Below are 25901 nucleotides of genomic sequence, written 5' to 3'. Positions count from 1 at the left end.
ATGCGTTATCTCGGAGGTCAGTAGAAATGTGAAAATATAGGTTAAGCGCTCGCTACTGCATTATTTTGGTATTCGTTTAATAGCTTGTCCAATTGTTTACTAGACTGCACGACAATTTCAGAAGTTAATCCATGAGAACAACTTAACGTAATCATTTCATCACGACATTGCTCAATTTTTTTTAATAATATAGAATTATCCACAAAACTTGCCTCCTATCTAGTATACTATATTATGAAATTACCCATATCTTTGCAATAATAAACGGAAAAAAATTTAAAAATAAAAGTGAAACCTTTTTAAACTGCAATTCGTAACATAAATACCGCACAGTTGGCGGAGGTACTTGATAATGGAATTTATGATCAAAGACAAAATAAAACAAGTTAAAAAAGGCGATCAATCAGCATTTGAAGATATCGTGGCCTTTTTTCAAAATAAAATTTACCAGCACTGTTACCGAATGCTTGGTAATGCGCACGAGGCGGAGGATATAGCACAAGAGGCTTTTATTCGGGCATATATTAATATCCATTCGTACGATGATCGACGGAAATTTTCTACGTGGCTTTACCGAATAGCCACAAATTTAACGATCGATCGGATACGAAAGCGAAAACCAGATTATTATCTTGATGCTGAGATAAAAGGTACGGAAGGGTTGAATATGTACTCACAGCTTGAAGCAGATAATCGTTTGCCAGAAGAAGAGGTGGAAAGTTTAGAATTAAAGAGCTATATTCATCAGGAAATTTCCGAGTTGCCACCTAAATATCGTACCATAATTATTTTAAGGTATTTAGAGGAATTTTCATTAAAGGAAATTAGTGAAATCCTAGATATTCCACTGGGGACAGTAAAAACTCGGATTCACCGAGGACGGGAAGCATTACGTAAGAAGCTTCGTCACGTGTAAAGGAGTTGGACAGTTTGGAATGTAATCATAAGGCGATCGAGCTTATGCATAAATATTTAGATGGTGATTTAACAAAGTTAGAAGAAGAAAGCTTACGCGGGCATCTAGAAAGTTGCGAGAGCTGCCAACAGCATTTTCATGAGTTAAAACGAACAATTACATGGGTTCAAAGTGCTGAACGGATAGAGGCACCACCCAACTTTACAAAAAGTGTAATGGAAAAGTTGCCAAAGGAAAAAAGGCGGATCAGTTACTCACGCTGGTTTAAGGCACATCCAGTTATAACTGCTGCAGCAATATTTTTTATTTTTATGTTTACTGGTGTATTCTCAGCGTGGAATCAGGATAGTCAATTAATTGTCTCTAAACAAGAAAATTTGGTAATAGAAGGGGATACAGTTATCGTTCCAGAAGGTGTAACAGTCACTGGGGATCTGGTTGTCAAAAATGGTGATCTGAAAATTGATGGGACTGTTGATGGGAATGTTACGTTGATCAATGGAAAACTTCTAGATAGTACAATTGATGGGGAGAGACTCATGGCCTCCGTGGGAGAAGTTAATGGTGAGTTCCAACAAGTTGATCAAGTATTTGAATGGATTTGGTACCATTTAAAAAATATAATCGAAAGTATTTTTTCATTAGGACAATCATAACTGGTGATTTATTACTTCGGCCTGGGGTATCCCAGGTTTTTTTATTGTTATCATTCCATCTTACATAAGAAAATATGATATAATATATACTGTTATTATGTGTAGAATGGATGGAATTTTATGAACAAAAGGAAGTGTGAGCATGCTTGATGGGGGATTTGACGTTTTAGACCTGCTTCGAATTGGCGTAGACATTGCTCTTGTCTGGTATGTTTTATATAAATTAATCATGTTAATAAGAGGAACGAAAGCAATCCAGCTCTTAAAAGGAATTGCTGTGGTCCTAGTTGTTTGGCTGTTAAGTATTGTGTTTAATTTGCAAACCGTTCAATGGATCACGAACTATGCCATAACATGGGGTTTCTTAGTTTCTGTGATTTTATTTCAACCGGAACTTAGAAGAGCACTCGAACAGCTGGGACGAGGTAATATATTTTCTAGAGGCGCAAAGTCAGAGGAGGATATGATTGAACAAACAATAGAAGCCATTGTTCAATCGGCAAATTATATGGCAAAGCGTCGGATTGGTGCACTTGTTTCCCTTGCTCGTGAAACAGGAATGGGTGACTATGCGGAAACAGGGATTCAGATTAATGGAAAGCTGACACATCAGTTGTTAACAAATATATTTACCCCAAATACACCATTACATGATGGTGCTGTTATTATAAAGGATGATGAGATTGTAGCGGCTGCCTGTTATTTACCCCTCTCCGAAAGTCCTTTTATATCGAAGGAATTAGGAACGAGGCACAGAGCTGCAATGGGAATTAGTGAGGTAACAGACGCTCTCACAATAGTTGTCTCTGAGGAAACTGGCTATATTTCCTGTACGAGAAATGGCGAGCTACATAGGAATTTAGATCAAGATGGATTGCGGGAATTTTTACGGGAAAATTTATCGCTAACATTGAAATCCCCTGAAACGAAGTCGTGGATCAGAAGGGGGAAGCGAAATGGATAACTGGTTTAAAAGCAAATGGTTTGTTAGAGCCGTCTCTTTAGCATTTGCAGTATTACTATTTGTCTTTGTGAATGTCGAAATAAACGATTCCGAAAATGAAAATCGCTTTTTCGGTACTTCTAAAGAAATGCAGACAATTGAGAATGTACCAGTAGATATTCGTATTGATGAAAATTTTGTTGTGAGTGGTGTTCCTGAACATGTAAGAGTTTCCCTTGAAGGTGCAAAGAGTATTTTAACACCAGCAATCAAACAACGAAACTTTGATATATTTGTTGATTTGCGTGGGTTGGATGAGGGAGAGCATAAAGTTGAAATTAAGTATGCCAATATTTCAGATGATTTAAAGGTGTATATCGAGCCAAAAACAGTTGATGTCGTGATTGAAGAACGATCATCCAAGGAATTTAATGTGAATGTTGATTTTATAAACAACCTTCCTGAAGGCTATGAACTTGGAAAAACGGAAGTAAATCCGAAAACAGTAAAAATAACAAGTTCAAAGAGTGTCATTGATCAGATTGCGATTGTCAAGGTGTTTGTTGATATTGGGGGACAGAAGGAATCCATTGATAATCGGGAAGTTCCAATTAATGTATACGATAGTCAAGGCAATGAGTTAAACGTGACACTTAATCCAGAAAATGTGGAAGTGTCGGCAGAAGTAAATAACCCAAGTAAAACGGTGCCTGTGAGTGTTGCAACTACTGGAAAGTTACCAGATGGCTATTCACTTACATCTATCTCCCCTGAGACAAAAGAGGTAAAGGTTTATGGGACAAGTAGTGTACTGGAAGGTATAGAAAAGGCTACAACGGAGGAGATAGATTTATCAGAAATAACGGAGCCAGGTACAATTGACGTTGATTTTGCATTGCCAGATGGTGTACAAGTCCCTGATAAGAAGTCTATCAAGGTGAATCTTGAACTTGAGCAAACAAAGACAATTAAAGATGTGCCGATTGATGTTGAAAATCTAGAAGATGGACAAAAGGTTACATTTCTTAAGCCAGATAACTCAATGATGGATGTAACGGCTAGTGGCAAAGCCGAAGATGTGGATAAACTCACTGCAGAAGATATTACGTTAACGGTCAACGCGGATGGTTTAAACGAGGGGGAGCATGAAGCTTCTGTCACAATAGATGGACCGGATGGAGCCAAGTTAACAAGTGAATTTGAACAGATAACGATTGAAATCACATAACATAAGAAAAGGGTAGGGAATCAAGCTGAAGAGAAAGTGAATTTACGATTTGCTTTCCAAAAGACTAACATATTGCTCTCACTTCAAGAGTTGGTTGAAATGGAGAAAAGGAGAGGTACAGCATGGGAAATTATTTTGGAACAGATGGTGTTAGAGGAGTAGCAAATCAAGGTCTAACACCTGAATTAGCATTTAAAATAGGTCGTTTCGGTGGCTATATTTTAACAAAGGAAACAGAGAAGCCAAGAGTGTTAATCGGACGGGATACGCGTATTTCTGGTCATATGCTCGAAGGTGCGCTTGTGGCAGGAATGTTATCAATTGGTGCTGAAGTAATGCGATTAGGCGTTATTTCTACACCAGGTGTTGCTTATTTAACGAAGGCTACCAGTGCACAAGCGGGTGTCATGATTTCAGCATCACACAACCCTGTTGAAGATAATGGGATTAAATTCTTTGGGCCAGATGGCTTTAAGTTATCAGACGAACAAGAAAACGAAATTGAGGCACTAATGGATGGCGAAGATAACCTTCCTCGACCTATTGGTGCAGATTTAGGAGTTGTTAATGATTACTTTGAAGGTGGGCAAAAATATCTCTCCTTCTTAAAGGAATCCATTGATAACGATTTTGAAGGGCTTAAAATTGCTTTGGACTGCGCGCATGGTGCTACATCCGGATTAGCGACACATTTATTTGCTGACCTTGAGGCAGATATTTTTACGATTGGATCCTCACCTGATGGGCTAAATATTAATGAAGGGGTCGGCTCTACTCATCCAGAAACATTGCAGGCTTTTGTCACGGAAAAAGGTGCAGATGTCGGTCTAGCATTTGATGGTGATGGCGACCGCTTAATTGCTGTTGACGAAAAAGGAAATATCGTTGATGGTGATAAAATTATGTATATTTGTGGGAAGTATATGAACGAGAAAGGCTTTTTACGCCACAGCACGGTTGTTTCTACAGTTATGAGTAACCTAGGCTTTTATAAGGCATTAGAAGAACATGGTATGCGCAGTGATAAAACAGCCGTAGGTGATCGTTACGTGATGGAAGAGATGCGTAAAGGTGGATACAATCTTGGTGGTGAGCAGTCTGGTCATGTTATCTTCCTTGATTACAATACAACTGGTGATGGAATGCTATCCGCGCTTCAGTTAGTAAATGTGATGAAAGAAACAGGAAAAAAACTATCAGAACTTGCTGGCGAAATGGAAATATATCCGCAAGTATTGAAAAATGTTAAGGTAACCGATAAGAAAAATGCATTAACCAATCCGAAGATACAGGAAGCGATCAATAACGTTGAACAGGAAATGGCTGGTGAAGGACGTGTTCTTGTGCGCCCATCAGGGACAGAGCCACTTGTTAGAGTAATGGTGGAAGCTTCAACAAAAGAGGATTGTGAACGTTATGTAGATCAGGTCGTGAAAGTGATTGATGACTTGTTGGGGATGGAATAGAATTTACTGACAAAAAACTGCTCTTATTATAGGGCAGTTTTTTATAATGCTGAAGATTTTATGGTACGATTAATAAAATTAAACATTGATCGGAGGAGTCAACTTGATTACCATTTTAGTAGTTGATGATGACCCACATATACGGGAATTGCTACGATTTTATTTACAACGGGAAGGTTATCAAACAATAGAAGCGGTGGATGGGAAAGAGGCGTTGGACAAACTGGAAACAGAAAATATTCATCTAGCAATTGTTGATGTGATGATGCCAAATATTGATGGTTATCAGCTGTGTGAAGAAGTCCGTAACGTGTATGATATTCCCGTTATCATGCTTACTGCCAAGGGAGAAGTCGCCGATAAGGAAAAGGCTTATCTGGCAGGAACAGATGATTATGTTGTGAAACCATTTGAACCAAAAGAGATTTTGTTTCGGATCAAAGCACTGCTTAGACGATTCCAAATGACAAGTGAAGAAGTAATTACATTGGGTAGTACAGTCATTAACCGGAAAAGCTACGAGGTTCAATCCCAAGGGAAGACAATGATTCTTCCACTGAAGGAATTTGAATTGCTTGCACAATTAGCAAGTTATCCAAATCGCATTTTTTCAAGAGAACAGTTAATTGAGTTGGTGTGGGGCAGTGACTATGAGGGAAATGATCGCACTGTTGATGTTCATATAAAACGATTACGCGAGCGGTTTGCTAAAACGTCGCATGATTTCTCCATTCAAACAGTACGTGGATTAGGGTATAAGTTGGAGACTAAGATGTAATCGTGTGTTCATCTTCTGTTCATCTTGAAGTTGTATCATCAGATCAGAATCGAAATGGGATGAATTGCGAATGGACTTGTAAGATAAAGAAGGCTTTTTATGTAATGTTTGTTGTTTTTATTTCGTAGTTGATATAAAATGCGACACAACTTGAAATGATGGTTGGTGCGTTTACCCGCTCCGGAAATACACTACGCTTTCCGCGGGCGGCTGCTGAGCCTCCTCGAGCTGGGTGCTCGTCGCGTTGCAAGTAATTCGGTGAAGTAGCGCTCCTCGCAACTTGAAGCCTACTCGGTAGAAGTTTTGCTCGTCGCTCTGCGGGGTCTCACCTAGGCCTTTCTTCCCGCCGGAGTCTACGTGTATTTCCTCCGCTGGTACTGCATTTACTACAATAGCGGTAAGTATTCCATAATTATCCTACAACTTCACTAGTCCGGGTGAGTGGAGGGTGGTGACTCCTTGAAAATACAGACCGATTTTCTGCGTGCGATGTAGTGCTGTCGAAGCATTCCTTGTCCTGCGGGAACAATGGTTTTCGATGGGGCGAGTAATCGCAGTACTAGTCTTTTAGAAGACAGCTATAAAGAAAAAGTGAGGGTGTAAGTTATGCGAACGTTGTATGTACGGATTATTGTTGTGACTATGTTGATTATGATTAGCAGCTCGATTATTGCTTTTGTTGCAACAAACGTATACTATCACCAATTTTTGAAACCAAAAAACGATCAAAAGGTGACGCAAATTGCCAATGACATTGTTTCTGTATACAAGGAGAGTCATGATGGTGATATCCGCAATTATTTAGAAAACATGGCGGAATTAGGTTATACCTTTTATGTAGTTGATGAGGATGGAAATAGAACGCATATTGGCATTGCGTTTGATGACACGGAATTGTCCTCGGATAAAATAAACAACGTACTAGAAGGTGCCACCTATCACGGGATTGCCAATTATCCATGGAATTTGTTTATTACTGGCTTTTTTAGTAATGAATTAAGAAATACAGTTGGCGTACCTGTTAAAGTTGATGGGAAGAATGTTGCGTTATTTGTTCGTGCAAATACAGAGCGACAATTTGGTGAAATGCGTGTATTTCTTGCAGTGTTACTTGTGTTAGTTCTTTTAATTAGCTTCTTACTTGTGTTACTAAGTACCCGTTATATCGTTAAGCCTGTCCATGCGTTAACAGAGGCTACCAAAAAAGTTGCCGGTGGGAATTATCATTTAAAACTTCCTGTTAAACGTCGTGATGAGATAGGTGACCTTGCTAAACACTTTTCCCAGATGAGTACAAGTCTAGAGAACGTAGAAGAGAAGCGTCAGGAGTTTGTGTCAAATGTGTCCCATGAAATTCAATCACCATTAACATCAATTCGAGGCTTCTCGAAAACACTTCGATTAGAGGATCTGACAGCTGTTGAACGAAATCATTACTTGGAAATAATCGAAAATGAAGCAAAGCGTCTATCCATGTTAAGCAAGCAGTTATTAACACTGTCCATGTTAGATAAGGAGACAAAACTCGATGAAAAGATTACCTACAATTTAGCTGAACAAATAAAAGAAGTTGTTTCGACAACACGATGGCAGTGGCAGGAAAAGGAATTGGCAATTGACATGGAAATGGATGACATTACTATTTTTGGTGACCAAAAGCTGTTGCATCAGGTATGGATGAACCTGCTTACGAATGCAATACGCTATACCCATTCAGGGGGAACGATAACAATTAAGACAAGTGTCGAAAAGGCAGGAGTTCAAGTACTATTTTCAGACACGGGTATTGGGATCGCTAAGGAAGACATTCCAAATTTATTTGATCGTTTTTATAAAGTAGATAAAGCACGAAATCGAACGGTTGCCAGCACAGGGCTCGGCTTATCTATTGTTAAAAAGATTATTGAATTGCAAGAAGGGACAATTATGGTTGAGAGTGAGCTAGGTGAAGGAACTACCTTTATTGTGCTTTTGTCAAAACAGTAGTTGATATTTCCCGGGAAATAAGAAGAATAACGATGAATTTTATCGAATATAGAACGCGATTTAAACCCCGAATAAATTACTTTTTATCGACAAGAAGTAGCAAGAATAGAGCTAAAGAGCTAGTATTCATTTCGCGCATGATGAGCATAAGTGAATCTAAAAAATATTATGGTTAGTTAAATACCCCCCTATTAAAGCAGTACAAAGTATTATATAATAACACTATTAAATTTTTTATATATAGTAACTATTCAAACATCTTAGAATTCACATATTAAAAATTCTAGGAGGTAATAATGATGATTCAGTTTCCAAAACCAACTGTCGAGCAATTTTTTAGAACGTATGCAATCACGGACTTTGCAGTAAGTAAAGACGAGAAGCGGCTAGTTTTCAGCACAAATTTAAATGGCAAAATGAACCTATGGGCAATAGACTTACCTGATAACTACCCATACCTATTTGCTCATCAAGACGAGTCATGCAGTTTTATTAAATTCGATCCAAAGCAACGGTATGTGTTAGCTGGCTTTGATAGAGACGGCGATGAAAATCATCAAGTATATGCCATTCCATATGATGGCGGTCTACCGCAGCCACTTATTACTGGTGACGCAGAGGAGAAGTATTTCTTTTCACATTTGAGTGATGATGGTGAGCGGATTTATTATATGACTTCGGAGGGGAATCCATCATTTCTAAATGCACGTGTTCGAAATCTAGTGGATGACGCTGATGCGTTAATCAATACAGGGGAACGATCACCGACTGAATTAGCTGCTGTATCAGACGATGAGAAGTCATTCGTTTATTTGCGAGCATTTGCGAATACATACGTAACAGGTATTGTTAAAACAAACGGTCAAGAGTTTAGCCTTACACCTGATTCTGAAAAAGTTCATGTGACATTTGATCCAGTTTTTGTTGATGATTCTACTGTATATTTTGTAACAGATTATGAAAGTGAGTATAGTTATCTTGCAAAATTTGATTTGCAAACAAACGAGTTTTCTTCTGTAGTTCGTGTTGATCAAGAAAGTATGACATCATTAACATTCAATAAAAAGCAGAATATGTTCTATCTTGTGACAGAGGATGGTGTAGTTGACCATTTGTATCGTTATGATCTTGTAAATGAAAAGGTGGAAAAGTTATCACTACCTGTTGATGTGATTGGTCAAATTCATGTGGCACAATCTGGGGCATTATATGTATTGGGTATTAATGCAACGGAACCGATGAATATCTTTCATTCAGTTGATGGCGATAGCTGGACAAAGCTAACGAGCAACTCTGTGCTGGGTGTTGGTAATGACGATATGGTTGAACCGGAAGTAATCTCGTACAAATCATATGATGGGATGGAGATTGAATCATTGTTGTTTAAAGCAGATCCGGAATTAGATAACGGTCATACCATTTTTTGGCCACACGGGGGTCCACAGGCTGCAGAACGCAAAACCTTTCGTTCGATGTTTCAGTGTTTTCTCAATCGGGGTTATAGTATTTTTGCACCAAACTTCCGTGGGAGCACCGGTTATGGGTCTTCATTTGTAAAACTGGTAGAACAAGACTGGGGAGAAGGACCAAGACTTGATTGTGTGGCTGGTATAGAGTGGCTGTTTGCTAATAATATTTCTGATCGTGACAAATTATTTTTGGTTGGTGGCAGCTTTGGTGGTTACATGGCCCTGCTATTGCATGGACGACATCCAGAATATTTCAAAGCTGTCGTTGATATTTTCGGTCCAAGTGATTTATTTACATTCGTTAATTCTGTCCCACCACATTGGAAACCAATTATGGAACGCTGGATAGGTGACCCGGAACGTGACAAAGAACGCTTTGTGAAAGATTCACCTGTTACGTATTTAGACGGTATGGTAAAGCCGATGCTCGTGATCCAGGGGGCTAAAGATCCGCGCGTTGTGAAAGAGGAATCGGATCAAATTGTTGAGAAGTTAAGAGATAAAGGTCGGGATGTTGACTATTTTGTCATGGAAGATGAGGGACATGGTTTTTCGAAAAAGGAAAATGAGATTAAAGTTTATAATTTGATGCTAGATTTTTTGGCGAAGCATCAGGGTAAAGAGCAACACGTATAGATTGTAAGATGGAGGAAGCAGGTAGAACCCGCTCAGGTGCGGTCCTACCTGCTTTTTTAAATGGCAGATAAGGTCGATTTTTGGACAGTATCAATATCCCAAAAGACATCCAGCAAAAAGAAAAAAAAGAACATGTTCTGCATATCTTCATACACTAAATAACACCACCCCCAAAATAAAGGATTGACCATTTTCTCTATTGTCGGTTAAAATGGATTGTACGCTCTTGAATGCGAAGGGTGGATTTTATTCAAACATAGAAAGGTGGGCAGAAATTTAGGATTAAAAAAAGCGCCAGAACTATTTTCAGACCGGTAAAGAAAATAGTTGACGAGGTGGAGGTTAATCGAATTTATTCGGCGGATTCCTCCCGATTGCACATCTCAATCGTTATGCGTTTTCTATAAACCAATGAGGTAACTTGTTGTACAAAAGAAAAGGCAGGATGACTAGATAAACAATCACGAGAAAGGGGCAGCAAAACGCCCCGTGCAGAAGTTAAAGGCAAGATGTCGGAAGTCAGAATCTATAAAATCGGCTAACTCAACCGATTTCTTCCCCTTCTGACCTTTGACTTCTAGAAAGATGTTTTGGCATTTTTCTCAGAGAAAGGTCGTTTGTTGCCCCTTTAATACGAGGAGGAAACAACGATATGTGTGGAATTGTAGGATATATCGGACAAAATGATACAAAGGAAATTTTATTAAATGGACTGGAAAAATTAGAATACCGCGGCTATGATTCAGCCGGAATTGCGATGTTAAATGATAATGGGATGAATCTTTTTAAAGTAAAAGGCCGTATTGCAACACTAAGAGATCGCGTAGATAGCTCCGTTCATGCAACAATGGGAATCGGCCATACGCGCTGGGCGACACATGGTGTACCGAGTGAAGAGAATGCACATCCGCATCAAAGCAAGTCTGGCAGATTCACACTCGTTCATAATGGGGTTATTGAAAACTACCAAGACTTAAAAAAGGAATATCTTAGCGATGTCAGCTTCATTAGTGAAACAGATACAGAAGTAGTTGTTCAACTAATTGAAAAACTTTTTGAAAAATATCAAGATACTGCTGAAGCATTTCGCCAAACAATGGGTCTGTTAAAAGGTTCTTACGCAATTGGCATGATTGATAAAGAGGATCAGGATACGCTATATGTTGCAAAAAACAAAAGCCCATTATTAGTAGGTTTAGGCGAAGGGTTCAATGTTGTGGCAAGTGATGCAATGGCAACATTAAGCGTAACTGATCAATACTTGGAGATTTTTGACCAGGAAATTGTATTGGTGAATCGCAGCTTTGTTGAGGTTCAAAAACTAAATGGCACTGTCGTTGATCGTAAGCCATACACAGCACAAATTGATGCGAGTGATATTGAAAAAGGAACATACCCGCACTTTATGCTGAAGGAAATCGATGAACAGCCATTTGTAATGCGAAAAATTATCAATGAATACCAAAATGAAACCAATGAATTGAAGCTTGATGCTGATGTACGCGGGGCAATGAAGGCATGTGATCGTGTTTATATTATTGCTTGTGGCACAAGTTACCACGCGGGATTAGTTGGAAAACAGTTCATTGAGAAATTAGCAAATATTCCAGTTGAAGTCCATGTAGCAAGTGAATTTTCATATAATATGCCACTTCTATCGGAAAAACCATTGTTTGTGTTTATTTCACAAAGTGGGGAAACAGCCGATAGCCGTGCAGTATTAGTAAAAATTAAAGAAATGGGACATCCAGCACTAACGATTACAAATGTGCCAGGATCCACCCTTTCTCGTGAAGCAGATTATACGTTAAACCTTTATGCAGGGCCAGAAATTGCCGTAGCATCAACAAAGGCATATACTGCACAAATTGCCGTATTAGCAATTTTAGCAGTTGATACAGCCCAGGCAAAAGGTCTTGAGTTAGATTTTGATCCAATGCAGGAGTTAGCGATTGCGGCAAATGCAATGGAAGTTTTAACGGATCAGAAGGAAGCAATTGAAGATCTTGTTAAAAATTATTTAGAAACAACACGTAACGCCTTCTTTATCGGACGTAGCAGTGATTACTTTGTTTGTCTGGAGGGTGCACTAAAACTTAAAGAAATCTCCTATATACAGGCAGAAGGATTTGCTGGTGGGGAATTGAAACATGGAACCATTGCGTTAATTGAAGAAGGAACTCCAGTTATTGCACTAGCAACACAGGAAGATGTCAACTATGCAGTTCGCAGCAATGTGCAAGAAGTAGTCGCTCGCGGTGCAAATGCGATGGTTGTTAGTATGAAAGGTTTGGAACAAGATAGTGATGCATTTGTTTTACCGCATGTGCATGAACTATTAACACCACTTATTACGGTTGTTCCGTTACAGTTATTGGCATATTATGCGGCGCTACATCGTGACTGCGATGTCGATAAGCCACGGAATTTAGCGAAGAGTGTGACGGTGGAATAGGGATTATTTTAGTTAGTTAGATTTTTGTGGCTTTGTGTTAAAACAAAATAAAGTTTGCAGAATAAGAAAAAAGTCTGCATAAGAAGAATAAAGTTTGCATAAAGCCCCGTGAGTGTATCCAGTATATGGATGTATAAACGGGGTTTTTTATGTGGATTTATGGCCATAATGAGGTATCTGTAGGGAATTCCCTTACGGGAAGAGTAACCCTTGAGTAAGTAGGGTGAAAGGAATGTCCCTATGTCTCTCTAAAGGTATACAGACCCGAAACTAATTCAATGAACGAATGCCCACACCCTGTAACGTGTAAAATGCTTCAAGTGGTTTCTCCTATGAAATAAATATATATAAATAATAAGGGATTGGTCATGTAAGAGGAGTCATCAGGTATCGGGGGTTCTTGTTTGTCCAGAGCATGGGATACCACTGTATGACAGCCAAGTCTATACGGGGATATCACAAGGGAACTGGGTGGTATTGGTGAACCGTAAGGTTTCTTATTGTCTCCTATGTAACTTCTGTTAATAAAGTGTCAGTCTCACTTATCCCCCACTTACAATCTGAAAATGATTTTTCAAAAAAGGGAAGTGGGAGCCAGTCTATGTATGAGTCTGATATATAGACTATCGAATCGGGAACGTATCTAGGATATCTTTTCTCGGTTTTTTTATTTGGAGAAGGTTTTAGAATTACTTTCACAGCCAAAGGTGAAAATAATGGATAAGGATGCATGTTGATTGTGGTATTGCTTTTAAAATGTGTTCATTATATGTGGGTGTTGTATATGGTAACTTAAAATTGAACCACAATGACAATTGAAAATTGAGCCACCTTATTAGAAAATACCCTAGTATTACAATTTAATATTGGGGGAGTTTCGGGAGTGGTGACATTGAACATGAAACAAGAAATTATTAAAAGATATCTAAATGGAGAGAGCCAAAGAAGCATTTCAAAAGCAACTAAAGTCGCAAGGAATACGATAAAGAAATACATTGCGAAGTTTGAAGAAAGCAAACAGCAGGATATTCGACAGTTGCCGATTCCTGAAGACATTATGAGCGCACCAACGTATAAACCAAGAATCAGTAAAAAACGCGTCCTTACAGAGGAAATACAAGCGAAGTTACAACAATTCATTGCTGAAAATGAATGGAAAAAACAACATTACATGGCTAAACAACAAATGAAAATGATTGATATGTATGAAGCATTACGAGACGAAGGGTATAACATCGGCTATACAACGGTTAGAAATTATGTGAATGAAGAAACGGAGAAGAAGAGAGAAGTGTTTATTCGCAAGTATTGTGAACCAGGTGCAGAGGTTGAATTTGATTGGGGAGAAGTGAAATTAGAGATAGATGGAAAGATAGGAAGTTATTCGCTAGCTGTTTTTACGTTGCCATATAGTAATTATCGGTTTGCGAGATTATATGAATCGGAAACTCAAATATGTGTATTGGACGTACATGCGAAACTGATCGAACACTTGGATTTTATACCAGCAGTCTTTACTTACGACAACATGCGAACAGTGGTGAAATCATTTATTGGTAACGCAAAAACGATCACGGACCCAATGATCCAGATCTCGAACTATTATCAATTTCGTATCCGATTATGTGAAGCGAGAAAAGGAAATGAAAAAGGGCATGTAGAACGAAGTGTCGAGTTTATACGGCGGAAGGCATTTTCATCCATATACAAGTTCGAAAACATAACAGAAGCTAATCAACATTTAATTACTGTATTACAAACATTGAACCAGCGACTGCATCATGAATATAAGGAAAAGCATATCGACCTGTTGAAAAAAGAGAAAAAGACAGTGAAAAAGAATACAATTCACCCATTTGACGCAGCAGAATTGGTTGAATGCCGAGTAGATAAATACAGTACCATTGTGATTAAACAAAATCACTATTCTGTCCCTGAGGGACATGTGGGGAAATATATCCGTGCCAAGGTAGGGGCAGAGCATATTCGAATATTTATTGATGGTGAATTTGTGGCGGCCCATCCTCGAAATTGGGGGATTCATCAGTGGGAAATGGATATCTATCACTATTTGAAAACATTTGAAAAGAAAAAAGGTGCCCTGAATCAAAGTCAATGTATGAAGCAGGCACCAACCCATATTAAAAATATCTATCAACAGTATTATATCGGAAAAGAGAAAGATTTTCTAGAGCTACTCCATTTTATAAAGGAAAAAGATAATCTTGAGGAAGTATTAAAGGCCATTGAGCAATTGAAACAAGTCCGATTCGATTATATTTCAACAGAGCGAATTCAGTTTATATGTGAGCAATCAGACGGATCTCCAATGATCGAAGAAAATGATGATATAGCAAAACAAGCTGAATCGAATCTACGAGCTTATCAGGATCTTTTTTATACAACAGAAGGAGTAGTGTGAAATGGAACAACAAACAAAGCTAATTGAGTTATGTAAGGATTTAAGACTACCAAGCATTCGAAAAATGGTTCAGGATTCTAGCAATTTTAAACATCCAGAACGGGCATATGATGTATTACTTCAAGTATTAACACAGGAAAAAGCAGATCGATTAATTCGCGCAAAGCAAAACCGAATTAGGGCTGCGAATTTTCCACAAAAGAAATTGTTAGATGAATTAGTAGAAGAAGCATTACCAAAGCCAGCGCAACAAAAACTACCAGACCTAAAAACCCTATACTTTATTAAAGAGGGCCGGAATGTCATTTTGACAGGCCCTCCTGGAACCGGTAAAACGCATCTAGCTATTGGGTTAGGAATGGAAGCATGTTTAGCCGGATATCGTGTTTTCTTTGCGACAGTGCCTTCTTTTATTAATCAATTGAAGGAACATCGCTCGGAACGCACATTACGATCATTTGAATTAAAATTTGAAAAGTATGATCTCGTAATATTGGATGAATTAGGATATATCTCATTTGATAAAGAAGGAGCTGAATTACTGTTTTCCCATCTATCCTTAAGGGCAGATCGAAAGTCAACGATCATCACCAGTAATTTGTCATTTTTAAAGTGGCAAGAGATCTTCCACGATGCCGTATTAACAGCAGCATTAACGGATCGTTTAACTCATAAGTCACACGTTTTAAATATGAATGGTACTTCTTATCGAATGAGAGAAACAGAAGATTGGATTAAAAATAACTAAAAAGTAAGTGGCTCAAAATTAAATTGCGATGTGGCTCAATTTTCACTTGCGAAATACATTTATTGGCGAGGTGCAAATAACATTACTGAAACACCCACTAAACATATACCAGCACCTATCCAATCGTATAAATCAGGTGTTCTTTTATCAATCCCCCATCCCCACAATACAGAAAGAACAATAAATACTCCTCCATAGGCAGCATATACTCTGCCGAATGATGGGAATGTTTGAAATGTGGCAATAATACCATATAACGCTAAGGCTAGTCCTCCGAAAGCACCCCAATAAAATGGCTTACCTTCTCTTAACCATAGCCAGATAAGATAACCTCCACCAATCTCTGCAAATCCAGCAAATATAAACAATACAATTGTGTAAATCATTTAATGCCCACCCTTGATAACTAATTAACATGGCAATTATACCGTATTCCAAGGGTAGTAAAGAACTGCATTACCCTATAACAATCAGAAGTCAAGAATCGGTTTTGGTTCAGGTGTCACCGTAAGGTGCCTTCATGAGGTTTAGGTTACTCTCTTTGTTTGGTGATCTCTCCTCTATGTTTAAGCAAACTTTATTCTTATCTTTATTATTTATTGATTTCATTTCTGACTTAAAACGAGCAAATCTTTGTGCAAACTTTATTCTCATGAAATAAGTTGGGTAATGCCTTTGAGGCTATATATGGCAAGGGATGGACGTATTTACTCGTTTCTGCAAACTTTATTCTAATTTAACATAGTTACAAAAACTTATTTGCAGTAAATATCTTAGGTGTTAGAAGAATGATAATAATGTTCTCTTAAAATCATAAAAAAGATTGCTGGGGGATATTGAATGTGTCTAACCGGCCCGTTAGAATCGAGTTACTAAAAATTCACTAGAGTACTAGATACATAATGCAGTAGAGGAAGTGGAGTATGACAAAACGTAATCAATCTTGGAATGAGAATAAATATAATCGGTTTGTTAAAGAAGGACGAGGACAAGGAGCAGGTAAGGAATATAAACCGTGGTTGACTATTCAGGATTTTCCTTCTATGGGGCGGGTATCAAGAATACTTGGGTGGAAGAGTGGTAGGGTACATCATTTATTTTCGGATTTGCAGGCTCGATACTTTTATATGTTGGAGTGGGAAGATGCAGTTGTGGACATACGAGAACATTTTCCCCTATTGGATCTTGAAGATACTATACAACAGAAATCAGATTTGAATTTTAAACTTTTTACAGATAAGGAAAGTGGATACCCATATACACTAAGTACTAATTTCTTAATAACAATAAATAGAGCCGATGGAGTTAATTTGTATTTAGCAAGAAGCATAAAAATGGCTTCGGAACTTGAGAAGAAAATGACATTAGAAAGATTAGAAATTGAACGCCGATATTGGACGGAAAAAGGAATAGACTGGGGAGTTGTTACGCAAAAAGAAATTTCTAATGTGGTTGCAAAAAATATTGAATGGGTGCATTCTTCCTTATTTTCATATGCTGAAAGAGGCTTTACACAGGATGAACTGATTTATTTAGGTAACGCTTTAATAGAAAGATTAATAGATGCCAAGCATTCAGTTAGAAAGATAACTGCTGATTTTGACAAGGAGTTTAATAACGATTCGGGTACAGGGTTATTTGTGTTCAAGTTCTTAATTGCTTCAAAACAGATTGGAATAGATATGACTAATCAAATTAATGTAAATCTATCCAACCCAATAATTGAAGTAAAGCCACGAATTACGCATGAGGAGGCAAAAAGAAAATGCTTGTAGTGAATAATCTTATTTCCTTTACTACGTCAGAAAACGAGAAAGTAGTTGAAAGGGTATTATGGCTTAATAAAGCACATGATTATGGGTACTTTTTTAATATTCATTCCATCTCTCTGCCCTATGAAATGAATATTTCAGAAGTAGAAGACGGACTTAACAAGGGTAGCATGGTTATTGTTGAAAAAGACCCTTTCAGACGGTTGATAAATGAAAATGATATTCCTGAAAAGCATCTGTCCTTACGTGACAATGCTTGGGAGATCATAAAGGATATCGTGAAGTTAGAACCATTTGTTTACCACTCAGCAGAAAGGAGAAAATTAATTCTAAAAATATGTGAAGTCCACAATGTTCATGAAAGTACAGTTATTCGCTACTTAAAGAAGTATTGGCAACGCGGTAAAACCAAAAATGCCCTTTTACCTGATTATTATCTCTGTGGGGGTAAGGGTAAGGAAAAGAGGGCAAGTGAAATAAAAAGAGGAAGGCCTAGAAAGCATGGACAGGTTACAGGAGAAGGAATAAATATTGATGAAAATATTAAAAAAATATTTAGGTCTGCTATAAACAAGCATTATTACTCCTCTGCTGAAAAATCACTAACTCTTACCTACGAATTAATGTTAAAAGATTATTTTAGCATGGACAGTAAAGTGAAAGGAAAAGTAGAAATACCCGTAATAAAATCCTATGGAGAGTTACCTTCACTAAATCAATTTAGATATTGGTTTGAAAAGGAAAGAGACATAAAAAAGGAAATCAGCCAAAGAAAAGGTCGAAAAAACTATGACCAAAATCATAGAGCAATTATTGGGGAGTCTACAACCGAAGCATTAGGTCCCGGTGCAGTTTATCAGATTGATGCAACGGTAGGCGACTTGTACCTGTTATCAAGATTTAATCGTGATTGGATAATTGGACGACCTGTAATTTATTCTGTAATGGATGTTTATAGCAGAATGATCGTAGGTCTATATATTGGATTGGAAGGTCCATCTTGGGCTGGTGCAATGATGGCTTTGGCTAATGCTGCCTCTGATAAAGTTAGTTTTTGTCGGGACTTCGGAATTGAGATTGAAAAACATGAGTGGCCTGCAGCACATCTTCCAGAATCTATTTTGGCTGACCGAGGAGAATTAGAGGGAAGTAAAGTTGAGCCCCTAATTAATAACTTCGGAATAAAAATTCTAAATACACCCTCTTACAGGGCTGATTTAAAGGGAATAATTGAACAGCATTTCCGAGTGACCAATACAAGAACGAAGGCTTTTCTGCCGGGTTCAGTAAAGCCTGTTAAAGAACGTGGGGATCGTGATTACCGTTTGGAAGCACAATTGGATATTTACCAGTTTACTCAAGTGATTATTAAATGTGTTTTATATCATAATAATCAACATTATCTTACAAACTATCAGCGTGAAGAAATGATGGTGGAGGACGGCATAGAGTCTATTCCAATACAACTTTGGGAATGGGGGATAAACAACAAATCTGGAAAGTTACGTCATGCTTCAGAAGATATTGTAAAACTTAATCTCATGCCAACGGGCAAGGCTACTGTAACTGCAAAAGGGATTGCGTATAAAGGGTTACTATATGGTTCAAAACAGTCCTTAAAGGAAAGGTGGTTTGAAAAAGCACGGAATCGGGGGACTTGGAAAATTGAAATAAGTTATGATCCAAGAAATATGGATTATATATATTTACGGGCTGAAGATGGTTTGAGTTTTGATAAATGTTTTTTATTGGAACATCAACAACGTTATAAGGGCAAGGTAGTTGAAGAAGTCGATTATTTGCTAGAATACGAGAAACTGAAAGAAAGGCAACACAAGGAGAAGACAATACAGTCAAAAGTTGATTTAAATACTGAAATCGAGGAAATTGTAAATCAGGCTAAACAGAAAACATCTCAAAATCAAACGAATCAAACCAGTAATAGAAGCAAGATTGGAAGCATACGAGAAAACCGTACTGTTGAAAAAATGATTCAACGTGAAGAAGAGGCCTTTGAATTAAATAAAAGTAATATAGAAAACTCAGAGGTTGTTCCTTTTAATCAATCTGAAAGTATGAGGGATACAGGGTATGATTTGTTGTTGAGAAAGCAGAAGGAGGCTTTAAATAAAAAAGATGAATAGAGTCATCATTCCAAATGGTTGTGATGCTGTTGTCGCTGAATACGGGGAACAGGTTATTGAGGAATATAGAGGGAATCCCTTCATTGAAGCACTTCCCTCTATCCTTTCTACAGAGGAAGCCATTGAAAAAATGGCTATATATGCCGAATACAATTCAAAAGCAAGAATGCTAGATAAACATTATCGCATTCATTTGGTACAAAGATTATTCCAATGTTTTCAGCCGTTATGGATACACTTGGATTTGGAAAGTAGAATTTCCAGAGTTATTCGGCAGGGATATTTGGCAAGAAATCCTTTTCGAACCGGATATGCACAGGGCTTGCAGGAAGGGCATCGAAATATCAACGGATTGCAAAGTGAATTAAGCAATAATAGTGTTTTTAGAACAACAGCAGCAGGATTTACGATAATCGGTGTAAGTGGCATGGGAAAAACAACGGCTTTAAATAGGATTTTATCTTTATACCCTCAAGTCATTGTTCATAAAGACTATAATGGAGTAAATTTCAGTATGTATCAACTTGTATGGCTTAAACTTGATTGCCCATTTGATTCTTCCTTGAGAGGACTAGCCTTGGAATTTTTCCGTAAGGTAGACGATTTATTAGGAACAGAGTATCATAAAAAATTTGGCCTAGGTAGAAAAACTATAAATGATATGTTGGTGATTATGTCTCAAATAGCGAGAAACACAGGGCTGGGCGTTTTAGTTATAGACGAGATTCAGCATTTAAGTAAAGCCAAAAGTGGTGGGGATCAGAAGATGCTGAACTTTTTTGTAACACTAGTTAATACAATTGGAGTTCCAGTTATTTTAGTAGGAACACCCGCTGGATTGTCTATTTTGCAAAGCGAATTTAGACAGGCAAGACGGGGAAGTGGTCAAGGGGATATGATTTGGGATAGGTTGAAAAACGACCAAAACTGGGATTTATTGATTAATGCTCTTTGGGGCTATCAATGGACAAGAAAACAGATTCCTTTAACGGATGATTTTAAAAATATCCTGTATGAGGAAAGCCAAGGTATTATTGATATCGCTGTAAAACTTTATGCCATGGCTCAAATTGAGGCCATTATGATGGAAAGAGAAGAAATAATGCCAGAAACAATTAGTCAGGTGGCTAGTAAGCATTTGCAACTTGTTAGGCCAATGATTCAGGCTTTGAAGTCGGGCAACATTAGTAAGATTGCAAAGTTTGAAGATATCAGTACAGTGGACGTAGATTTTTTAGGATTTATGGAAAAAGAAAGGGCTTCTGTTGATTTGCAAATGAAGATGGAGGCAATAAAAAGAACACAAAAGAAAAAAGAACAAGAAATGAGTATTTCAATAAAAGAAAAGGCAATTTTGAAACTTATAGAATTGGATTTTGAACCTACCGAGGTTCAAAAGGTTGTAGAAGAAATTACTGAAAAAGAGGCGAATTTGGATATCAACGAACTGGTTGTTAAGACCATACAGGGTATATCCGCTTCAACTAAACGAAATAAAAAACGAAAGAAAGAAGAATCTTCTGTAGAGAATGATATAAGGACCTTAGTTGTTGAATGTCGTAAGGAAAACAAAACAGCCTATGAAGGTCTTGGTAATGGGGGTTTTATCAAGAGTTATGAATACGATTTCGGTCAGACAGGGTGATGTGAAATGATGACCTTCTTTCCAGTACCGTATAAAGATGAACTTTTATATAGCGTTTTGGCGAGATACCACGTTCGTAGTGGAAACGTCAGTATTAAAGCCACACAAAAGGATATATACGGTACGGACAGTATTACAGCAATAATGGACTTGCCTTCTCATATCTATCGTATTATGGAAAACCTTCCTGTTGGCCATCATTATACGCCAGAATACTTAATTGCAAATCATACACTGTATCCATTCTACGCTGCTTTCCTGTCTTCTGAACATGCTGCTAAAGTTAAGGAATCTATGATTGGGGACAAGGGGGGCAGTATTTACAATAGAATTGGTTTGATGGCAAGTTCAGTTAAGTTTAATCAGTACTTTAAATTTTGCCCCAAATGTGCCGATGAGGAGATGTATAATCTTGGAGAAATGTATTGGCATAGAATTCATCAAATACCGGGAGTTCTTGTTTGTCCAGAGCATAACACCCCGCTTTATGATAGCCAAGTCCCTGTTAGGGGTTATAACAAACATGATTATAGATTAGCCACTCCAGAAACTTGCAAAATAAATTACCCTAAGTTAAATTACCCTGACAATATCATGGATAAGGCAATCAATATTGCACAGGATATTGATTATCTGTTAAATAACAAAATGGAAAATAAATCATTAAAGTGGTTTAAAGGACAGTATATCAATAGGCTAAAAGAACTTGGGATTGCAAATATAAACGGTAGGATAAAACAAAAGGAGTTGTTAGAATCATTCGTGAATTTCTATGGTCATAGATTTTTAAAAATGGTTCAATCCGACATTGATTTCAATAGTAATAGTAATTGGCTATATGAAATGATTCGGAGAAACAATAAATCAAGCCATCCTATCAGACATCTTTTATTTACACATTTTTTGGGGATTTCTCCTTCACATATTTTTAATAAAAAAATTGAGTACAAGCCCTTTGGAGAGAGACCATGGCCATGTTTGAATTCTGCTGCTAGCCATTATTTAAAACCTGTGATTAACGATATGGAATTAAAGTATGGTGCAGATAGTAAAAGTCCTATTGGTGTTTTTATATGTGATTGCGGCTTTGTTTACCTCAGAACGGGCCCTGATCGTGAAGAAAAAGACAGATATAAAATAACAAAGATTAAGCATTTTGGCTCTGTATGGGAAAACAAATTAAAGAAACTTACTAATCAAAGACTAAGTTTAAGGGAAACGGCAAGGCAATTGGCTGTAGACCCAGCCACAGTCAAAAAATATGCGAAGAAATTAGATTTGAAAACATACTGGTTAAAAAGAGGTGGGGAAGATCAAAAAATTGTAAATATCAATGAGGAAGATTCTTCTGTTGAGAAGAAAGAAAGTTTCAGAAGAGAATGGCTGAATTTAATAAAACAGTATCCGCACAGCAGTAAAACAGAATTACGCCAACTTAACAATAGAGTGTTTACATGGCTGTACCGAAATGATAGGAACTGGTTGAATCGAAACTCCCCTAAAATAAAATCAACAGTCAACGATAATCATAGGGTTGACTGGGAGCAACGGGACGAGGAAATTTACGAAAATGTAAGAATTGCAGTCAATGATATGTTGACTGTCGGGAAGCCCGTACGTATTACGATAAGTTCAGTAGGTAGTAGAATTGGAATTAGACCATTATTGGAAAAACACCTTGATAAACTACCAATGACAAAAGCGTATTTGAATGACAAAACTGAGAGTATTAAGGATTTTCAAATTAGAAGGTTACAATGGGCAGTACAAGAGTTAGAGAAAGACGGTCAGGATTTATCTTTATGGAGAATATATCGAAAGGCGGGGATTAGGGAAAACTTCCAGAAAGACCTTCAGGAAGAAGCAATAAAATTAATTATTGAGAAGAATAACTTGTGCCTATGGGTTCGTTAAATAGGTATATATCGCTTTAATTTTTCATGGTTAGGTTAGTAAATTTTATAACAGTAAGAAAGAAGAGTAAGACTAGGAAGTAATTTTCTATCTTGCTCTTTTTTATTATTAGTTAATCAAAAATTACTTCATCCGTTCTGATATATAGTAATTCTAAATATCTTATTGCAATAGTCTATTTAGTATTAAATCACTGAAAAATGTAGGGGGAATTGGCTCTATAATTTTAGTTAAGGGTTTCCTTATATGATTGTATAGGATTAAAAATAACCCCCTTTTAAATGGCGTTTCCTGATAAAAATAGATATTGATAATAAGATATTTAATTTCACTATTTTCACGATTTAATATAATAGCCAAATGAAAATATCCCATCAAGAATTTCTATTTATATCGATATTGTCTTTTGGAATTTATGATACAACTAACTTAGTGAACAAATTGATAAAAAAAGTAACCAGTTCCGTTCCTAATACGGAGTTATTTTCCACATTAAAAAAAGGAGGTGGAGGACGTTTAATTGTACATTAGGGGAATACGGGAACGAACGTACAGTTACACGATGGGAAGGTGAACACCCGTGTAAACGGCCAGAAAAGGAGGATGATATATTATGAAAGAAATTAAAATAAAGGATAGTAAAGATTTCATTTTAGAATACATTCATGGAGTCCATGGACAAAAAATTGTAATTACTGAGGAGGGAAGATGCTATCGGGTAGGTTTGAATACTGTTTCAGGAGTAGATGAATATGATTTCCCATTAAATCAATTCAATGAACTGTCCCCGTTCCAACTATATAAACACCTTGAAGATAATGGTTTTTCCATAACTATTTTTGATGAAAACGAGGGTGACATTTTAATTCAAGCAGAAAAAGTAGGATTCAGGGATTTATTTGATAACGAAGAGGAACTTTTAAAGTATATAAAATGGGATTTAGTTGATTATGTAGATGAATATACATACATTGAGGAAGATGATGAGGAAGAATATCAGGATTTCAAAGATGTTTTATTAGATGCTTTGAGTAAAGAAGAAATCCAGAAACTATTAAAAAACTATACAGACCTAAATGATAAATATGATATTGAAGATAAAATTGATAATTTCATGCTCGTTATTTAATTTGCTAAGAATACTAGAAAGTAAAAATGGTTTAGAACGATGGATAGGTATAAATACCTATTTCTTTTCTGCTAGAAATAACTAAAAAATAAACCCGGCATAAAGGTCTTAAAGGGTTGAAATATTGCTGGAAAATCAATTTTAAGCAATTTGTAAATTCATTTCAAAAATCAAGGTTTTTCCTTCATTATCTGGAAGAGTCGTCATGTATAAATTTTCATAAGATAATGGAGGAGATACACTTGCAGCAAACAAATCACTCAAGAAAACCAATGGAAAATGAAATTGTTGAATTCCATCACGAAGATTATCAATTTATTATTACACGCTTTAAAAAAATCAACTGGAAGCAGTACAAGGGGTTCGCTCAATATCAGTACTTTTTATTTGTGTTCGACAAAAGGCTAGCAAAGGTTAATAAAGAGAATTCTTTAACCGAAGTTTTCAATACAGAGATTAGAGACAATGTTTTTGCAACCTTTGAAGGTCTTAAGCAAAATATAGATGCCATTTTGAGCGAGTACATTCTAGTTGATGATGCGATTTTCGAGTGTCTAAAACTGGCTGAAAAATTGAATCCTATTTATTTGAAAGAAGACGAGGAGTGAAATCCTTGTCTTTTTAATTGATTAAATTCCCGAATGTGTTGATAAAATTCTTGTTCTAAAAATGCAGTAATAATCGACTTAATCTTGAAGTAAAGGGTAAAGGAGGTGGTAATATTGCTTAAATTAAGTGTAGAAGAATTAGTAGAAATTAATGATTTTTATAATAGTGCATCAAGGGTAACTATAACATATGCAACAGGCAATACGGTGCTATTAGAACTTCATACTGGTGGTGATTTAGAAGAATTCATTCTTAACAGGAGGGATTTGATAATGGTTCTTAGAAACTTTTACGTTGAGGATATTTGTGACATTGTCCATTCAGGAGTTTATGGTTTTATTGATGTAAAAGTAGATAAGTCAAGTGAACACTATCCTGTGCAAATCTCTGTTGAAGATGGACATAAGTATTACTGTAATTTAGAGGAACTTAATTATATCTACAGCATAATTGATTACCAAAAAGAAATGTTAAGTAAATATTAGGTGAATAGCAAAAATTGTAGATATAAATGATGAACTAAAGACAGATTAGAATGATCTCATGGGAGAAATATCTATAAACATAGTTGACTAAAAGATCCCGCTCCTCTGGTATCAACCTTATACTACAAATTACTAAATACTATTATCGTAAAAAAAGATAGGTAAATAACCTGTCTTTTTTGCGTTATATTAGGAATATAATCCTTTAAAAATTATTCTTTTAAATGGCTCTAGAATCACTTTTGAACATGATTAAGTGATGGATATTTGCTCCTAAATAAAACGCTTAAAATGATTGATATTTTTTCCTTTAGAAATTAAAATTCACTGATTCATTATATTTAAGACAACAAAGAAATTCATAATATTTTTTTGCCAGAATATTTATTATGTGGTCTCTTCGCTGAGTCATAAAAATTCTCCTTTTCGAGGTTATAAAAAGATTTTTATTTAATTATAAAGTAAAATTTTAGTTGTGACTTCTAATTAGGTTATTGTTT

Annotated in this window: 20 protein-coding genes; 18 read left to right on the top strand and 2 right to left on the bottom strand. The window is 36.7% G+C overall.

Annotated features, from left to right (window positions below; all coding sequences use genetic code 11):
• Positions 1–41 precede the first annotated feature (41 nt).
• Positions 42–203, bottom strand: coding sequence for an aspartyl-phosphate phosphatase Spo0E family protein (locus C8270_RS03380; protein WP_106495420.1), 162 nt, complete (start codon positions 201–203; stop codon positions 42–44).
• A gap of 149 nt (positions 204–352) precedes the next feature.
• On the opposite strand from C8270_RS03380, the gene sigW reads away from it, so the two are divergent.
• The 11 genes from sigW (at position 353) to istB (ending at position 15703) form a co-directional block, all read left to right on the top strand.
• Positions 353–916 carry an RNA polymerase sigma factor SigW gene (gene sigW / locus C8270_RS03375; protein WP_106495417.1) on the top strand — a complete coding sequence of 188 codons (564 nt, stop codon included), beginning with the start codon at positions 353–355 and terminating at the stop codon, positions 914–916.
• 14 nt (positions 917–930) lie between these two features.
• On the top strand, positions 931–1572 hold the full coding sequence (locus tag C8270_RS03370) for a zf-HC2 domain-containing protein (protein ID WP_106495415.1): 642 nt from the start codon (positions 931–933) through the stop codon (positions 1570–1572).
• 142 nt (positions 1573–1714) lie between these two features.
• A complete protein-coding gene (gene cdaA / locus C8270_RS03365; RefSeq protein ID WP_106495414.1) occupies positions 1715–2536 on the top strand; it encodes a diadenylate cyclase CdaA in 822 nt (273 codons plus the stop codon).
• Positions 2529–3743 carry a CdaR family protein gene (locus tag C8270_RS03360; protein ID WP_106495411.1) on the top strand — a complete coding sequence of 405 codons (1215 nt, stop codon included), beginning with the start codon at positions 2529–2531 and terminating at the stop codon, positions 3741–3743. The genes cdaA and C8270_RS03360 overlap by 8 nt, the downstream gene beginning before the upstream one ends.
• 122 nt (positions 3744–3865) lie before the next feature.
• The gene (gene glmM, locus C8270_RS03355; protein WP_106495410.1) at positions 3866–5209 is read left to right on the top strand and encodes a phosphoglucosamine mutase; all 1344 of its coding nucleotides are present in this window, start codon (positions 3866–3868) and stop codon (positions 5207–5209) included.
• Between the two features lie 103 nt (positions 5210–5312).
• A complete protein-coding gene (locus C8270_RS03350; RefSeq protein ID WP_106495408.1) occupies positions 5313–5987 on the top strand; it encodes a response regulator transcription factor in 675 nt (224 codons plus the stop codon).
• Between the two features lie 606 nt (positions 5988–6593).
• Positions 6594–7973: a HAMP domain-containing sensor histidine kinase gene (locus tag C8270_RS03345; protein WP_106495406.1), complete on the top strand. Its 1380-nt coding sequence runs from the start codon at positions 6594–6596 to the stop codon at positions 7971–7973.
• A gap of 299 nt (positions 7974–8272) precedes the next feature.
• A complete protein-coding gene (locus C8270_RS03340) occupies positions 8273–10078 on the top strand; it encodes a S9 family peptidase (protein WP_106495403.1) in 1806 nt (601 codons plus the stop codon).
• A gap of 652 nt (positions 10079–10730) precedes the next feature.
• Positions 10731–12533 carry a glutamine--fructose-6-phosphate transaminase (isomerizing) gene (gene glmS, locus C8270_RS03335; protein WP_106495400.1) on the top strand — a complete coding sequence of 601 codons (1803 nt, stop codon included), beginning with the start codon at positions 10731–10733 and terminating at the stop codon, positions 12531–12533.
• A gap of 892 nt (positions 12534–13425) precedes the next feature.
• Entirely contained in the window at positions 13426–14955 is a 1530-nt protein-coding gene (istA, locus tag C8270_RS03330; protein WP_442785818.1) for an IS21 family transposase, read from the top strand.
• Position 14956: 1 nt separating this feature from the next.
• Positions 14957–15703 (top strand): IS21-like element helper ATPase IstB, encoded by a 747-nt coding sequence (istB, locus tag C8270_RS03325; protein ID WP_106495398.1) that lies wholly within the window; start codon positions 14957–14959, stop codon positions 15701–15703.
• A 59-nt stretch (positions 15704–15762) separates the two neighbouring features.
• On the opposite strand, the gene C8270_RS03320 is transcribed toward istB, so the two are convergent.
• Positions 15763–16089: a YnfA family protein gene (locus C8270_RS03320; protein ID WP_106495387.1), complete on the bottom strand. Its 327-nt coding sequence runs from the start codon at positions 16087–16089 to the stop codon at positions 15763–15765.
• A gap of 537 nt (positions 16090–16626) precedes the next feature.
• Here C8270_RS03320 and C8270_RS03315 point away from each other — a divergent pair.
• The 7 genes from C8270_RS03315 (at position 16627) to C8270_RS03285 (ending at position 25401) form a co-directional block, all read left to right on the top strand.
• Complete coding sequence (locus tag C8270_RS03315; protein ID WP_071396672.1) at positions 16627–17478, top strand: heteromeric transposase endonuclease subunit TnsA; 852 nt, start codon at positions 16627–16629, stop codon at positions 17476–17478.
• Positions 17469–19619 carry a Mu transposase C-terminal domain-containing protein gene (locus tag C8270_RS03310; RefSeq protein WP_071396671.1) on the top strand — a complete coding sequence of 717 codons (2151 nt, stop codon included), beginning with the start codon at positions 17469–17471 and terminating at the stop codon, positions 19617–19619. The genes C8270_RS03315 and C8270_RS03310 overlap by 10 nt, the downstream gene beginning before the upstream one ends.
• Positions 19612–21264, top strand: a complete 1653-nt coding sequence (locus C8270_RS03305) for an ATP-binding protein (protein WP_071396670.1) — start codon at positions 19612–19614, stop codon at positions 21262–21264. Before C8270_RS03310 ends, C8270_RS03305 begins: the two co-directional genes overlap by 8 nt.
• Before the next feature lie 6 nt (positions 21265–21270).
• Positions 21271–23178: a TnsD family Tn7-like transposition protein gene (locus C8270_RS03300; protein WP_106495395.1), complete on the top strand. Its 1908-nt coding sequence runs from the start codon at positions 21271–21273 to the stop codon at positions 23176–23178.
• Positions 23179–23791: 613 nt separating this feature from the next.
• Positions 23792–24307, top strand: a complete 516-nt coding sequence (locus C8270_RS03295; RefSeq protein WP_071396668.1) for a hypothetical protein — start codon at positions 23792–23794, stop codon at positions 24305–24307.
• Positions 24308–24549: 242 nt separating this feature from the next.
• Complete coding sequence (locus C8270_RS03290) at positions 24550–24915, top strand: hypothetical protein (protein ID WP_071396667.1); 366 nt, start codon at positions 24550–24552, stop codon at positions 24913–24915.
• 114 nt (positions 24916–25029) lie between these two features.
• The gene (locus C8270_RS03285; RefSeq protein ID WP_071396666.1) at positions 25030–25401 is read left to right on the top strand and encodes a hypothetical protein; all 372 of its coding nucleotides are present in this window, start codon (positions 25030–25032) and stop codon (positions 25399–25401) included.
• The last annotated feature ends 500 nt before the right edge of the window (positions 25402–25901 follow it).

It is taken from the genome of Lentibacillus sp. Marseille-P4043 (assembly GCF_900258515.1).
Classification (GTDB): domain Bacteria; phylum Bacillota; class Bacilli; order Bacillales; family Amphibacillaceae; genus Lentibacillus_C.
This window is presented reverse-complemented; position numbering and strand designations above follow the sequence as displayed.

Coding starts and splice junctions, on each gene's coding strand:
- C8270_RS03340 (WP_106495403.1), top strand. CDS start 8,273: ATGATTCAGTTTCCAAAACCAACTGTCGAGCAATTTTTTAGAACGTAT.
- C8270_RS03300 (WP_106495395.1), top strand. CDS start 21,271: ATGATGACCTTCTTTCCAGTACCGTATAAAGATGAACTTTTATATAGC.
- istB (WP_106495398.1), top strand. CDS start 14,957: ATGGAACAACAAACAAAGCTAATTGAGTTATGTAAGGATTTAAGACTA.
- glmM (WP_106495410.1), top strand. CDS start 3,866: ATGGGAAATTATTTTGGAACAGATGGTGTTAGAGGAGTAGCAAATCAA.
- C8270_RS03345 (WP_106495406.1), top strand. CDS start 6,594: ATGCGAACGTTGTATGTACGGATTATTGTTGTGACTATGTTGATTATG.
- C8270_RS03295 (WP_071396668.1), top strand. CDS start 23,792: ATGAAAGAAATTAAAATAAAGGATAGTAAAGATTTCATTTTAGAATAC.
- C8270_RS03310 (WP_071396671.1), top strand. CDS start 17,469: ATGCTTGTAGTGAATAATCTTATTTCCTTTACTACGTCAGAAAACGAG.
- sigW (WP_106495417.1), top strand. CDS start 353: ATGGAATTTATGATCAAAGACAAAATAAAACAAGTTAAAAAAGGCGAT.
- C8270_RS03305 (WP_071396670.1), top strand. CDS start 19,612: ATGAATAGAGTCATCATTCCAAATGGTTGTGATGCTGTTGTCGCTGAA.
- glmS (WP_106495400.1), top strand. CDS start 10,731: ATGTGTGGAATTGTAGGATATATCGGACAAAATGATACAAAGGAAATT.
- C8270_RS03360 (WP_106495411.1), top strand. CDS start 2,529: ATGGATAACTGGTTTAAAAGCAAATGGTTTGTTAGAGCCGTCTCTTTA.
- C8270_RS03315 (WP_071396672.1), top strand. CDS start 16,627: ATGACAAAACGTAATCAATCTTGGAATGAGAATAAATATAATCGGTTT.
- C8270_RS03320 (WP_106495387.1), bottom strand. CDS start 16,089: ATGATTTACACAATTGTATTGTTTATATTTGCTGGATTTGCAGAGATT.
- cdaA (WP_106495414.1), top strand. CDS start 1,715: ATGCTTGATGGGGGATTTGACGTTTTAGACCTGCTTCGAATTGGCGTA.